The following is a 15,145-nucleotide window of genomic DNA, read 5'->3' on the forward strand; positions in this document are numbered from 1 at the left end:
CTCTACAATAGTTTGTATCCTTCAACAAAAGTTAAATAATTATTGTTAGAGAATTTTCTTCTTAAAGAAATAAAAAATATTTTACTTTTAACATAATTTAAATCTCGCTTTGCAGTTATGGCTCTTAACAGCAAAGCGTGTTAAATTACTAGTTTGTTAACCATTTAACTCTAAATAAAAGTGAAGGCAAAAGGATTATTTCTCGCATTTTTTGTGTTTTTTATTTTTCAATCCTGCGGACGCAAATCAGCAGCCGATTTCAATTCCGATTTTTCGTTATTCAAAGATTATATTACCAGTTTTACTGGCGGTATTGTTTCAGCCGATTCTGATATTCGTGTGGTTTTGGCATTCAATAAAAACGACTGGAAGCCCAATCAGGAATTAGACGACGATTTGTTTGATATTTCGCCAAATGTAAGAGGGAAAGTGATAGCGCTTTCAACCAATACTTTGGCTTTTATTCCAGAGAAAAAACTCAAAATGGGAACAGAATATCAGGTTACTTTAAACTTAGATAAACTGACCGCAATTCCAAAAGAGAAAGAAAAAGAATTGTCTAAATTCAACTTTACAGTAAAAACAGTAAAGCAGGATTTTACTATCAATACAGGCGATATTCAGTCGTACAGCAAAGAATACCAATATTTAAACTGTGTTTTGAAAACAGCGGATAATATTGATCTTGAAACAGCTCAAAAACTCGTTGAAGCCAAGCATAATGGAAATAATCTTAAAATTAAATTTGAGAAAGTAGCTGGCCCTGCAAAAGTATTTCGTTTTATAATTGACAGCATTCAGCGTCAATCAGAAGCTTCCAATTTGGAGATTATCTATGACGGAAATGATTTTGATATTGATCAGAAAGGCCAAATCGATTTTCCAATTACCAGCATTAACGAATTTAAAGTTATAAAGGTTGAAGTTCCAGACGGAAATAATCAGCAGGTTTTAATCAATTTCTCCGAACCTTTAGAAAAAGGTCAGGATTTTGCGGGATTGGTTTCTATTCAAAACACTAATAACCTTAAGTTTTCAACTCAAGGAAATTTACTAAAAGTATATTTTTCAAACCAAAATGCTCCTAAAAAGGAAGAGCCAGTAGCAGTTGTTACAGAACAGCCTGCAGCAGTCGCTGTTGACTCAGCCGCAGTTGTGGTTGATTCGGCAGCAGTTGCAGTAGACTCTGCCGCAACAGTTGCAGAAGAAGTAGTTGAATACGTGCCAGACGAAGAACCAGAACAAGTTGTAACGGGCGAATTGCTGCTGGAAGTTTTTCAGGGAATAGAAAGCCAGTACGGCAAAAAACTGGAAAACAATTATACAGAGAAAATCTCTTTTGATCAGATAAAGCCAAATGTGCGTTTTATTAAAAACGGAACGATTCTGCCAAGTTCAAACAATTTAAAACTAAATTTTGAAGCAGTTAATCTAAGTGCCGTTGATGTAAAAGTGTACAAAATCTACAAAAATAATATTCTGCAATTTCTTCAATACAATGAATTGAATGGAGGGCAGAATCTCAAAAAAGTAGCGCAGCCAATTGCCAAAACCACTTTAAATTTAAGGGAAAGCACGCTTGTAAATCTTTCGAAGTGGAATACTTATGCTTTAGATTTATCTAAAATCATCAAACCGGAACCTGGAGCAATCTACAGAGTTGAATTTGTTTATAAAAAGAAATATTCGCTTTATAAATGCGAAACATCAGAAGGAAATGACGACGAAGCTGAGGAAGAAGAAGTAGATGAAAACGATGTGAACTACAGCGGAAACTCTTACGACGATTATTACTATTATGATGATTACGATTGGAGAGAAAGCCAAGATCCTTGTACAGGTTCTTACTATTACAATGCTAGAATTGCGACTAATATTTTGGCTTCAGATTTAGGGGTAATTGCCAAAAGAGGTGAAAATAAATCATACTTATTTGCCGTAAACAATATCGTTACGACCGAACCGGTTTCAAACGCTAGAGTAGATTTGTATAATTTCCAACAGCAGAAAATTGCAACAGAAGCCACAAGCAGTGAGGGTATTGCATCTTTCCAGCTGGACAAATTTGCTTATTTTGCGATTGTAACTTTAGGAGATCAGTCTACTTACGTAAAACTAGATGACGGACTTTCGTTATCGGTAAGTAATTTTGATGTTGCCGGAGAAACGCTGCAAAAAGGTCTAAAAGGATTTATTTACGGAGAAAGAGGCGTTTGGCGTCCAGGAGATAATCTGTATTTATCATTTATTTTGAATGATGCTGCGAATAAAATTCCGAAATCGCACCCAATCAAGTTCCGCTTAAACGATCCGAATGGTAAAACAGTTTATCAAACCGTTCAAAAAACAAATGACCTAAATCATTATGCCTTTATTGTTCCAACAAATCAAGATGCTCCAACAGGAAACTGGGAAGCAATGGTAAGCGTTGGCGGAGCCAAATTTTATAAAAGCATAAAGATTGAGACGATTAAACCGAATCGTTTAAAAATCAAAAATACATTTAGCAGAAAAACACTTTCCGCTTCTTATCCAAATACCGATAATCTGGAAGTGACTTGGCTTCATGGTGCAATTGCCAAAAATCTGAATGTAGAAATGCAGGCTAAATTTTCGCAGCAAGCAACCACTTTTAAAGGTTATGAGAAATATACTTTTGATGATTTAGCACGTCAATTCAGCACAGAAGAAATCAATATCTTCTCTGGAAAATTAAACGAAAACGGAAAAGCTTCGGTAAGCATTCAGCCAAGATTGCAAGGTCAGGCACCAGGAATGTTGCGCGCTTCATTCATCACCAAAGTGTATGAAGAAGGAGGTGATTTCAGCACAGATGTAATGTCAACGACTTATTCTCCGTACAAAACTTACGTTGGGCTTAAAACGCCTGAATTGAACAAGTACAGTATGCTTGAAACCAGAACAAACAATCGTTTTGAGGTGGTTACAGTTGATGAGAACGGAAGGCCAAAAGCAGTTCGTAATCTTGAAGTAAGAGTGTACAAAGTTGATTGGAGATGGTGGTGGGATTCTTCAAGCGATAATTTATCAAATTACAATTCATCTGACGCAACTACTTCATACAAAACCTTTATAATCAATACAGATTCTAGCGGAAAAGGAAGTTTTCAATTTGCTTTAAAGGATGAAGAATGGGGACGTTATTTGATTCGCGTTGCTGATCAGGCAGATGGTCACGCAACATCTTTAACCGTAAATATCGACTGGCCAATCTGGTCCGGAAAAACACGTAACAGAGATGCCTCTACAGCCAATATGCTCGTTTTTTCTACCGATAAGAAAAATTATGCAGTTGGAGAAAAGGCACAGATTTCTTTCCCTTCAAGTGAAGGAGGACGTGCTTTAATTTCGATAGAAAACGGATCGAGAGTAGTGCAGACCATTTGGGCAGAAACCAAAAACGGAGAGACAAAAGTTGAGGTTCCAATTACAGGAGCAATGGCGCCAAACGTGTATTTTAATATCACATTATTGCAGCCTCACGCTTCGACTAAAAACGACTCGCCGATTCGTATGTACGGAATTGTGCCGATTGAAGTTGTAGATAAAAATACCATTTTGACGCCAACGATCAATATGCCAGACGTATTAAGGCCAGAACAACCGTTTACGGTAAAAGTGGGCGAAAAGTCAGGAAAAGAAATGACGTATACCATTGCCGTTGTAGATGAAGGACTTCTGGATTTAACCCGTTTTAAAACGCCAAATGCATGGGATAGCTTCTATGTTCGCGAAGCATTGGGCGTAAAAACTTGGGATGTTTACGATGATGTAATTGGCGCTTACGGCGGAAAAATAAACCAGATTTTCAGTATTGGTGGTGACCAGGATTTAGGCGGAGGAAAAGCCAAAAAAGCAAACCGTTTTAAACCAGTCGTATTATACTACGGACCGTTTAAATTAGGAAAAGGAGAAACAAAATCGCATCAGTTAAAACTCCCTAAATATATTGGTTCAGTTCGAACAATGGTGGTGGCCGGAGACGCAAATACAAGCGCATACGGAAGCGTTGAAAAAGCAACTCAGGTTAAGAGTCCATTGATGGTGTTGGCTTCGTTGCCGAGAAAGATTTCGCCATCAGAAAAAGTGACATTGCCAGTGACGGTTTTCGCAACCGAAAGCAAAATCAAAAATGTTTCGATTCAGGTAAAAACAAGCAATGGATTGAAAGTAATGGGAAGCGCAGTTCAAAAGCTGAGTTTTGCGCAGCCAGATGAAAAAATGGCGTATTTTAATTTGGTTGTCGGTTCGGCTACAGGAATTGCAAAAGTTCAGGTAATTGCAACATCAGGAAGCGAAAAATCAGTTTATGATGTTGAAATCGATATGACCAATCCTAACCCAGTTACGAGCACATTTACCGATGTTGTTTTAACGCCAAATAGTACAAAAACAATTTCATGGAAAACATTTGGAATCGCAGGAAGCAACAAAGCAAGGCTAGAAGTTTCGTCTATGCCTTCAATGAATTTGAATGGAAGATTGCAGTTCTTAATTCAGTATCCGCATGGATGTGTGGAACAGACAACTTCATCAGTTTTCCCTCAATTGTATTTGGGTGATGTGGCCGATATTGATGCGAAACGCAAAGATTTAATTCAAAAAAATATTGCGGCTGGAATTGCGAGATTGGGTAACTTCCAATTATCAAATGGCGGAATGCCGTATTGGCAAGGAAATGCAATTGCCGATGATTGGGGAACTTCTTACGCAGGACATTTCTTGATTGAAGCAGAGAAAAAAGGATATATGCTGCCAATCAATTTCAAATCAAAATGGCTGTCTTACCAACAAAAAGAAGCAAAACAATGGCGTTTTGAGCCGAAATACGGAAATGATTTAGCTCAAGCATATCGTTTATATACCTTAGCTTTAGCAGGAAACGCCGATTTGTCTTCGATGAATAGACTTCGTGAAACAAAAGGGATTTCGAATGAAAGTATGCTTCGTTTGGCAGCGGCTTATGTTTTAGCCGGTCAGAAATCAGCCGGACAAAGTTTGTTTTTAAGAACAAGCATTGACGGAAGTTCTGATGGATACAGCTATTACTATTATGGATCAAGCGAAAGGAACAGAGCTATGGCCTTAGAAACCATGCTGCTTTTAGACCAAAAACAAAAAGCATTTGTAACGGCAGCGAAACTAGCCAAAGAAATGTCAGCAAACCAGTGGATGAGCACGCAGACAACGGCTTACTGCTTGTATGCAATGTCGAAATTTGCGGTGAGCAACGGTCCAAAAGGAATCAATATTCAGTTTAGTAAAAATGGAAAAGGAGAAACGATAAACACTGGTAAATCAGTTGCAGATCGCAGTTTGTCTGTTGCTTCTGGAGCAAATAGCATTACATTGAAAAACAATAAAGCCAATACTGTGTATGTTCGTGTATTGAATACAGGAATACTGCCAATCGGACAAGAAAATGCGGTTCAAAGTGATGTCACGGCTTCTATTGTTTTCAAAAATAGAAAGGGAAGTGTCATTAATGTTTCAAGAATCAATCAAGGAACTGAATTTGTTGCTGAAGTTACCGTTAAAAACCAAAGAGGAGAAAGCGTTCAAAACGTAGCGCTATCTCAAATTTTGCCTTCTGGATTCGAAATCGTAAACACTCGTTTTACAGATTACGGAGACGCTGTAAATAATATTGCAGACTATATTGACATTCGCGATGATAGAACCAATTTCTATTTCGGAATGAAAGCCAGAGAAACTAAAGTTTTCAGAATTCTGTTAAATGCATCTTATTTAGGAAATTATTACCTGCCTGGATTGCAATGTGAAGCAATGTACGATAACACATTCCTAGCGAGAACAAAAGGATTCTGGGTTGAGGTAGTGAAGTAAATTTATCTAGAAGTATCCTAACAGGTTTCTAAAACCTGTTAGGTATTTATATTTATTTTTAGAGAGAAAAAATGTATTTAGCAGGTTTTAGAAATCGGTTAGAATAATAAAAAGAATAATATTTTGGAGAAAGATGTTTTTGAGGCGGGGCAATATTATCACGTTTATAATCGAGGAAATAATAGTGAGAATCTTTTTATTGAGGAGAAAAACTACAATTACTTTTTAGAAAAAGTCAAAAAATATGTTTTGCCTATTGCAGATGTTTATGCCTATTGTTTGCTCAAAAATCATTTTCATATTGTTCTGCGAATTAAAAACACAACTGATTTGCCAGAAAAGTTTAAAGAAAAAATTCATTTACCATTCTCAAACTTATTTAATTCTTATTCAAAAAGTATAAACAAAGCCTATAGTCGAACTGGAAGTTTATTTCAGGAACATTTACAGAGAAACAGAATTGAAAATGAAGAATATTTGAAACAGTTAATCTTGTATGTTCATTTAAACCCTGTAAAGCACAAGTTTTCAAAAGATTTTCAATCTTATAGGCATTCTTCTTATCGTTCTTATTTATCAGATAGAGAAAGAAGTATTGATAGAAGATTTGTTGTTGGCTTGTTTGGTGATTTAGAAAATTTTATATTTTGTCATGATGAAAGAGGATTGATTTATGAGGGTATAATAAATGAAATTAATGTACAGGATGAATAGAAATTGTATTCGTTTATCCTAATAGGTTTTTTAACCTACTAGGTGTTTATAGCGACAAGACAAGTTTAGTTTTTTTGGAGAAATGGATAAGGAATACCTAACAGGTTTTAGAAACCTGTTAGGATACAAAACAGCAATGTAATTTTGAAAAATAAATTTAAGGCGTTCTATCAACGCATCATAAATTGGATTAAAAGCAACAAAATAAAATCAGCAATTGCATTTCTGCTCTTGCTGATTTACTGTTTTTCGATACCTCGAACGCTATTCAAAGAGCCTTATTCAACTGTAATAGAAAGTAGAGAAGGAGAACTTCTAGGAGCTAAAATTGCCAGCGACGGACAATGGCGTTTTCCTGCGCAAGACAGCGTTCCCGATAAGTTTAAGAAATGCATTGTTTATTTTGAAGACGAATACTTCTATAAACATCCTGGATTCAATCCCGGTGCGATGATCAATGCTTTTAAGCAAAATAGAAAAGCAGGAAAAGTGGTTAGAGGAGGAAGCACTTTGACGCAACAAGTCATTCGATTATCTCGGAAAGGAAAAAAGAGAACCTATTTTGAAAAAATAATAGAAATCATTCTCGCAACGAGATTAGAATTAGGTTATTCTAAAAATGAAATACTCGAAATGTATGCTGCCCATGCGCCATTTGGAGGAAATGTTGTGGGATTGGAAATGGCTTCATGGCGTTATTTTGGCGTTCAGGCCAATCAACTCTCTTGGGCAGAAAACGCGATTTTGGCAGTTTTGCCAAACGCGCCGAGTTTAATTTATCCGGGGAAAAATCAGATAAAATTATTAAACAAACGAAACCGACTTTTACTAAAATTACATCAGGAAGGCATAATCGACAAGCAGACCTACGAACTTTCGATAGATGAGCCATTGCCTCAGAAACCGTATGATCTTCCTCAAATTGCCCCGCATTTGCTGCAAAGAGTGGCTAAAAATGAAGAAGGGACAAGGGTAAAAACTACCATTGATTTTGCCCTGCAAAATCGTGTCAATCAAATTGCTAGATATTATTACAACCAGTACAAACAAAATGAAGTGCATAATCTGGCTATTTTGGTTGTCGATGTGCAGAGCAGAAACGTAATGAGTTATGTAGGAAATTCTCCAGCCGATGCAGATCATCAAAAAGATGTAGACATAATTGATGCGCCAAGAAGTACAGGAAGCATCTTAAAACCGCTTTTGTACGGTGCTATGCTCGATGATGGCGAATTATTGCCAAATACTTTAGTGGCAGATATTCCAACGCAGATTTCGGGTTATACGCCTCAGAATTTCAATTTGACTTTTGACGGAGCAGTGCCTGCACATCGAGCTTTGTCACGATCATTAAATATTCCGGCCGTTTTAATGCTTCAGGAATTTAGCGTAAATAAATTTTACGAAGAACTGCAGAAATTTAAATTAAAGAACATTAATAAAACACCCGATCATTACGGTTTATCGCTTATTCTAGGAGGAGCTGAAAGTAATTTGTGGGATTTGTGCCGAACTTATGCCAATCTTTCTTCTACGGTCAATTATTACACAAAAAATAAAGGGCAATACCGAACCAACGAATTTACAGAACTCAATTATAAAAACGATTTTAAGCCCGATTTTGGCTCAGAAACCAACCAGAAGAATATTTTGGGTGCTGGATCAATTTGGTTAACGTACAACGCAATGGAAGAGGTTAATAGGCCAGAAGGAGACGAAGCTTGGAAGTTTTATGATAGTTCGCTTAAAATTGCTTGGAAAACAGGAACAAGTTTCGGGAATCGCGATGCTTGGGCAATTGGCACCAATTCGAGATATGTAGTTGGAATTTGGGTCGGAAATGCTACAGGAGAGGGGCGTCCAACATTAACTGGAGTTACCAGTGCAGCGCCAATTTTGTTTGATGTGTTTAATTTGCTGCCAAGGCAAAAATGGTTTGATACTCCGTACGCTGATTTAGCCGAAGTTGAGGTCTGCCGTTTAAGCGGTTATTTGGCAAAAGATAATTGTCCGAAAATTAAACAATGGGTTCCTAAAAAAGGAAAATCGACAAAGGTTTGTCCGTATCACAAAACTGTCCATTTAGACAAAACAGAACAGTTTCAGGTAAACAGCAGTTGCGAAAGTATCGATAATATTGTGACTAAAAATTGGTTTGTGCTGCCTCCCGTTATGGCTTGGTATTACAAAAGCCAGCATATCGAATATTTGCCTTTGCCGCCATTTAAAGAAGGCTGCGAAGGAACACAAACCACAACTATGGATTTTATTTATCCAAAAGCAAATAGTAAAATCTACTTGACAAAAGATTTTAACAGCAATGTGCAGCCCGTAATTTTAAAAGTGGCGTATTCTGAAAGAGACAAAGAGTTATTTTGGTATGTCGATGATGTGTACAAAGCTACAACTAAAACATTTCATGAACTGCCTATTACTCCAACATCAGGAACGCATTACATTACGGTTGTAGATGCTTCAGGAAATGAAATTAGGAGGAAAATTGAGATTGTGAGAGAATAGTAACAGATTGTCAGGCTGAGCGAAGTCGAAGCCCACGCGCCAATTGGAGCGCCCTTCGACTCCGCTCAGGGTGACATCCGTTTGCGGAAGTATTGGAAAAAATTCGTGAATTCGTGGCGGAAAAAAAGCCACAAAAAAACCGCCAATCTTTCGAAAGGCGGTTTTTATTTTTTATTCTGTAATAACATTTCCTTTTTTGTCGTAGAAATGGTATTCTAAATACGTGTAAGCGTCACGAGGTATGATTTTCACCCATTTCTTATGTTCAAAAAACCATTTTGAACGTAATGATGGAAAACCTTTACTGAGGTATGCAGCCACAAATGGGTGTGTGTTGAGCACAACTTTATTGTGGGTTTTTAAAAGTCTTTCTAAATCAGCGGTGATCTTATCAATGATCAAAATTGGAGCTTCAATTTCGCCATTATGTTTGTTAGGATCTTCCTCTCTGGTTTTGATATTCACTTCTGGTCTTACTCGCTGTCTTGTAATCTGGACCAAACCAAATTTACTCGGCGGTAATATTTTATGTTTTGCTTTATCGTCGCTCATTTCTTCTCGCAAGAAGTCGAACAAAACTTTCCTGTTTTCTGGATTAGACATATCGATAAAATCAACTACGATTATTCCGCCCATATCACGCAGACGAAGCTGTCTGGCAATTTCTGCGGCGGCAATCATATTAACTTCCATGGCTGTGTCTTCTTGGTTGGTCGCTTTATTAGAACGGTTTCCGCTGTTTACGTCAATAACGTGCAGCGCTTCGGTGTGTTCTATGATAAGATAAGCACCTTTACTCATGGAAACAGTTCGGCCAAATGAAGTTTTGATTTGTCTCTCTATATTGTATTTCTCAAAAATTGGGGTGTCATTTGATTGATAAAACTTAACAATCGATTGTTTTGAAGGGGCAATTTCTTGCAGATATTCCTTCGTTTGATGGTACAACTCTTCATCATCTATTTGAATACCGCTGAAGGTATCATTGAATACATCTCTTAATATCGAAGAAGCTCTGTTAAGCTCTCCTAATACTTTTGATGGATGATGAGCAGTTGGTAATTTTTTACACATTGCAGACCATCTGCCAAGCAGGTTCTGCAAATCTTTTTCTAATTCGGCTACGTTTTTGCCTTCTGCTACTGTACGAACAATAACACCAAATCCTTTAGGTTTGATCGATAGAACAAGTTTTTTTAGACGATCCTTTTCTTTTTTGTCTTCTATTTTTTGAGAAATAGAAACGCGATCAGAAAAAGGAACTAGAACGATAAATCTTCCGGCAAGAGAAAGCTCAGCGCTTATTCTTGGCCCTTTGGTTGATATAGGTTCTTTAACTACTTGAACTAAGACAGATTGATTGGCACTTAAAATATCAGTAATGATGCCATCTTTGTCAATCTCTTTTTCAAACTGAAAGGTTTTTAGGGAGAAATCTTTTAATTTACCTGCGCTTACAAGTTTTATGAATTTCAGTTGAGAAGCTAGATTTGGACCCAAATCGTGATAATGTAAAAAGGCATCTTTTTCGAAACCTACATTTACAAAAGCAGCATTAAGTCCAGCAACTGGTTTTCTGATTTTGGCAATAAAAATATCGCCAACCTGAAAGTTGCTTTTTTCTTCTTCTTTGTGTAATTCAATTAGTTTTCCATCTTTTAATAAGGCAAAATCTACTGCATCAGAACTAGATCTAATGATTAATTCTTTATTCACACTGTAAATTTTTATCCAGACTTTTAGTTTCAGGTTTTAAGCTCTAAGTTTCAAGTTTTACAACTCACAACTCATAACTTATAACTCATAACTGAATTGTAAGGATGGATTAAACAATATTTTTAACAGGTATTAACCCGGTTGGGAAAAGTTATATTTCAATTTTTAAATTCCAAATTCCAATCAAAATTGGCATTGAAGCCTTAATTTTTGGATTTTGGATTTTCTTTTTTGGAATTTTTGAAATTTCCCAAATTTCAATGAACGTTTAAAAAGAAAAAAGTAGTTTAAAACTACTTTTTCTTTTTGTGGCGGTTAGCTCTCGCTCTTTTCTTACGTTTGTGAGTAGCTACCTTATGTCTCTTTCTTTTTTTACCACTTGGCATATTGTGTCAGATTTATGTTAATTAATATTATTTTGCTTCGTTGTTAGTTTTAACTCCCTCTACAAAAACTTTTGCAGGTTTAAACGCAGGAATATTGTGTGCTGGAATTTTAATAGTAGTGTTTTTAGAAATGTTTCTTCCAGTCTTTTCAGCTCTAGTTTTAACGATAAAACTACCGAAACCTCTTAAGTATACATTGTCTCCAGTTTCTAAAGAAGTCTTAACTTCTTCCATAAAAGTTTCTACTGTTGCTTGAACGTCTCCTTTTTCAAGACCTAGTTTCTCTGAAATCTTCGCTACGATATCTGCTTTCGTCATTTTCTTTCCTATTTTATTTTATAAATGGTGTACTATTTTTTTGAGTTTGCAAATATAGGAATTAAAAAAATAATTAATCAAGCTAATTCGTTAAATTTTAATTACATAAACATTTACTTTTGCAATCTAAGTATTTTGCAATGGATTTTCATAACATATTGATAAAATGGTATTTACAGCACAGACGTGATTTGCCGTGGCGAAAAACGGCCGATCCGTACCAAATTTGGCTCTCAGAAATTATGCTTCAGCAGACGAGAGTTGCGCAAGGAATGCCTTACTTTTTTTCATTTATAAAGGAATTTCCTACCGTAAAACATCTGGCTGACGCTTCAGAAGAGAAGGTTTTGAAGCTTTGGCAAGGATTAGGATATTATTCTCGTGCTCGAAATCTTCATAAAACGGCCCAATATATAAGTAATGATTTAAACGGAGTTTTTCCAGATTCTTATAAAGAGCTTTTAAAACTTAAAGGAGTAGGAGAGTATACTGCTGCGGCAATAGCTTCTTTCTCTTATAATGAATCGGTTCCTGTTGTAGATGGAAATGTATTTCGGGTATTGGCTCGCTATTTTGATATTGAATCCGATATTGCACTTCCGGCAACTAAAAAAGAGTTTGCGGCTCTGGCGCAAGAATTAATGCCAAAAGACAATCCTGCTATCTTTAATCAGGCAATTATGGAATTTGGTGCGCTGCAGTGCGTCCCTAAAAGCCCTGATTGTTCGGTTTGTGTTTTTAATGCAAGCTGCGCCGCATTGCAAAAAGGAAAAGTTACTGCGCTTCCCGTGAAGTCTAAAAAGCTTAAAGTGACCAACCGATATTTTAATTATTTGATTTTGGAAGATGCTTTAGGAAACACATTAATCCAGAAAAGGACCCAAAAAGGAATCTGGCACAATTTATACGAGTTTCCGCTGCTGGAGACAGAATCGATTGTTGATTTTGATTTAGTTTCTAAAAAGGTTAGCGAAGAAATATTTCCAGAATACACTATTATAAGTATAGAAGATTGCAGCGAATCGACGATTATACATAAGCTTTCGCATCAGCACCTGCATATACAGTTCTGGAAAATCAAAGTGCAGGAGAAAATTGAAAACGGAATAGATTCCCAAAAATTAAAAACTTTTCCTTTTCCAATTGCAATATATAATTTTATAGAAAAGCAAGAAATAAATTGCTAAAAAAATGTATCTTTGGGAGAAATACCACCAAAAACTATGAACGGAACATTAAATAAAGTGATGCTTATTGGCCATTTAGGCGATGATGTAAAAATGCATTATTTTGATGGAGGAAATTGCATCGGACGTTTTCAGCTGGCTACAAATGAAGTGTATATCAACAAAACGACCAATGAAAAGATAACCTCTACAGAATGGCATAATTTGGTTGTGCGTAATAAAGCCGCAGAGATTTGCGAAAAATATCTTTCTAAAGGAGACAAAATTTATGTCGAAGGAAGAATAAAATCTCGTCAGTGGCAGACTGAAGAAGGAACGACAAAATATACTACAGAAATTCAGGTTACAGAGTTTACTTTTCTGACTACCAAAAAAGAAACTGCATATACAAAGCAGAACCAAGATGTAGAGTCGTCAAAAAATACTAACTTTGATGCTACTAATGAAGGGCTTCCAATTAATGATCTGCCCTTCTGAGAGATGTTTAACTAATTTTATGCAATTTGGACCCAGAGCCCAGTTTACTTTTTTCTACCAATCTTGACGCCAATCTAATTATTGGTTTCGTCGGAATATTTATTTTGTTATTTCTTTCAGCAATCGTTTCTGGTGCTGAAGTTGCCCTTTTTTCTTTATCGCAGCAAGATATCGATGAGACTTTAAACGATAATCTTGCAAAAGGTAAAATTATTTCAAACTTATTAGATAAGCCTAAAAAGCTTTTGGCAACTTTATTGGTTGCAAATAATTTTTTTAACATTGGTGTCGTAATCCTATTTGCTTATATAGGACAGAATATTTTTGCCAATGTAGCTTCGCCAGCCTTTAAATTCACCCTAGAAGTAATTGTGGTTACTTTCCTGATTTTATTATTTGGCGAAGTGCTTCCTAAAGTTTATGCGAGCAGAAACAGCGTTCGTTTTGCTAAACGGGTGGCATATCCGCTGGCATTTTTAGACAAAGTACTTTCTCCAATCAGTTTGCCAATGCGAGCCGTTACCCTATATTTGCAACACAAATTAGGCAAACAAAAGAATAATTTTTCTATCAATCAGCTTTCGCAGGCTTTAGAATTGACAGATTCTGAAGGAACTTCGACAGAAGAACAAAAGATTTTGGAAGGAATTGTTTCTTTCGGAAATACCGATACAAAGCAAGTGATGAGTCCGAGAATTGATATTTTTGCATTGGAAATATCGGAGACATTCGCAGAGATTTATCCTAAAATAATTGAAACAGGTTTTTCTAGAATCCCAGTTTATCGCGACAATATTGATCAGATTGAAGGCGTATTATTCGTAAAAGATTTATTGCCACATATTGATAAAGAAGAATTTGACTGGACAGCTTTAATCAGAGAAGCGTTTTTTGTCCCTGAAAATAAAAAGCTGGATAATCTGTTGAAGGATTTTCAGAGCTTAAAAAGCCATCTTGCAATCGTGGTTGATGAATATGGCGGAACTTCAGGGTTGGTTTCTTTAGAAGATGTTATTGAGGAAATTGTCGGAGATATTAGTGATGAATTTGATGATGAAAATCTGAACTTCTCGCAAATTGATGAAAATAATTTTCTTTTTGAAGGAAAAATAAACTTGAAAGATTTCTACAGAATTGTAGATGTTGACGAAGATGTTTTTGAAGCCCATAAAGGAGAAGCAGAAACATTGGCCGGATTCATTCTGGAGATTCTGGGTAATTTTCCTAAAAAAGATCAAAAAGTGCCTTTTGAAAACTGTATTTTCACCGTAGAAACAGTCGATAAAAAGCGTGTAAAACAAATAAAAGTAACTATAAATTAAAATGCTTAACAAAATACTTTCAATAACAGCAATTTTGCTTGCGCTAACGGTTATAAGCTGTAAAAATGATGTTCTGCCAAAACCGGCTAGTTTTCTGCGGTTAGATTATCCAGAAGCAAAATATGTGAATTTTGAAAACACTTGTCCGTTCACTTTTCAAATGAACGAAGATGCCATTATAAAAGGAGAAAAAGAATGCGGTTTTGCCATCACGTATCCAAAGATGAAAGCGACCATTTATTTGACATATAAGCCAGTAAATGGCAATATTGACAAATTACTGCGCGATGCTCAAAAACTGACTTATGAGCACGTTATAAAAGCTGATGATATTTTGGAACAGCCGTATTTAAATCCGCAGAAAAAGGTTTACGGAATGTTTTACCAGGTTGACGGAAACGCAGCAACAAATTCTCAGTTTTACGTTACCGACAGCACAAAACACTTTTTAATTGGTTCGATGTACTTTTACGCAAAACCAAATTTTGATTCGATTATGCCTGCCGCAAGTTATGTTAAAAACGATATGCAGCGTTTGATGGAGACGTTGAAATGGAAGTAAAAAAAAGGATTCAATTTTGAATCCTTTTTTTTCATTTTATATTCGGGCTTCATTCCGTAGGAATGTCTCGTTGGT

General features: G+C 36.1%; 9 protein-coding genes. 7 read left to right on the forward strand and 2 right to left on the reverse strand.

The genetic code is table 11. The features are described from left to right. Positions 1–180 precede the first annotated feature (180 nt). The 3 genes from N4T20_RS07330 to pbpC all read left to right on the forward strand — a co-directional run bounded on the left by N4T20_RS07330 (position 181) and on the right by pbpC (position 9,102). On the forward strand, positions 181–5,868 hold the full coding sequence (locus N4T20_RS07330; protein ID WP_260672411.1) for an alpha-2-macroglobulin family protein: 5,688 nt from the start codon (positions 181–183) through the stop codon (positions 5,866–5,868). A gap of 123 nt (positions 5,869–5,991) precedes the next feature. Next, the gene (locus tag N4T20_RS07335; RefSeq protein WP_260672412.1) at positions 5,992–6,582 is read left to right on the forward strand and encodes a transposase; all 591 of its coding nucleotides are present in this window, start codon (positions 5,992–5,994) and stop codon (positions 6,580–6,582) included. A gap of 144 nt (positions 6,583–6,726) precedes the next feature. Further along, a complete protein-coding gene (gene pbpC, locus N4T20_RS07340) occupies positions 6,727–9,102 on the forward strand; it encodes a penicillin-binding protein 1C (protein WP_260672413.1) in 2,376 nt (791 codons plus the stop codon). 171 nt (positions 9,103–9,273) lie between these two features. On the opposite strand, the gene N4T20_RS07345 is transcribed toward pbpC, so the two are convergent. Beyond that, entirely contained in the window at positions 9,274–10,818 is a 1,545-nt protein-coding gene (locus tag N4T20_RS07345; protein WP_066032867.1) for a ribonuclease E/G, read from the reverse strand. A 413-nt stretch (positions 10,819–11,231) separates the two neighbouring features. Next, the gene (locus tag N4T20_RS07350) at positions 11,232–11,522 is read right to left on the reverse strand and encodes an HU family DNA-binding protein (protein WP_007805026.1); all 291 of its coding nucleotides are present in this window, start codon (positions 11,520–11,522) and stop codon (positions 11,232–11,234) included. Positions 11,523–11,662: 140 nt separating this feature from the next. Between N4T20_RS07350 and mutY the strand changes: the two genes are divergently transcribed. From mutY to gldD, 4 genes are read left to right on the forward strand one after another with little or no spacing between them, the layout of a single operon-like run. Then, complete coding sequence (gene mutY / locus N4T20_RS07355) at positions 11,663–12,709, forward strand: A/G-specific adenine glycosylase (protein WP_260672414.1); 1,047 nt, start codon at positions 11,663–11,665, stop codon at positions 12,707–12,709. 36 nt (positions 12,710–12,745) lie between these two features. Then, on the forward strand, positions 12,746–13,186 hold the full coding sequence (locus tag N4T20_RS07360) for a single-stranded DNA-binding protein (RefSeq protein ID WP_260673096.1): 441 nt from the start codon (positions 12,746–12,748) through the stop codon (positions 13,184–13,186). Between the two features lie 26 nt (positions 13,187–13,212). Further along, entirely contained in the window at positions 13,213–14,508 is a 1,296-nt protein-coding gene (locus N4T20_RS07365; protein WP_260672415.1) for a gliding motility-associated protein GldE, read from the forward strand. 1 nt (position 14,509) lies between these two features. Beyond that, entirely contained in the window at positions 14,510–15,070 is a 561-nt protein-coding gene (gldD, locus tag N4T20_RS07370; RefSeq protein ID WP_066032864.1) for a gliding motility lipoprotein GldD, read from the forward strand. Positions 15,071–15,145: the final 75 nt, after the last annotated feature.

Origin of the sequence: Flavobacterium sp. TR2 (assembly GCF_025252405.1) — a bacterium.
Classification (GTDB): Bacteria; Bacteroidota; Bacteroidia; order Flavobacteriales; family Flavobacteriaceae; genus Flavobacterium.

Coding starts and splice junctions, on each gene's coding strand:
- N4T20_RS07350 (WP_007805026.1), bottom strand. CDS start 11,522: ATGACGAAAGCAGATATCGTAGCGAAGATTTCAGAGAAACTAGGTCTT.
- mutY (WP_260672414.1), top strand. CDS start 11,663: ATGGATTTTCATAACATATTGATAAAATGGTATTTACAGCACAGACGT.
- N4T20_RS07360 (WP_260673096.1), top strand. CDS start 12,746: ATGAACGGAACATTAAATAAAGTGATGCTTATTGGCCATTTAGGCGAT.
- gldD (WP_066032864.1), top strand. CDS start 14,510: ATGCTTAACAAAATACTTTCAATAACAGCAATTTTGCTTGCGCTAACG.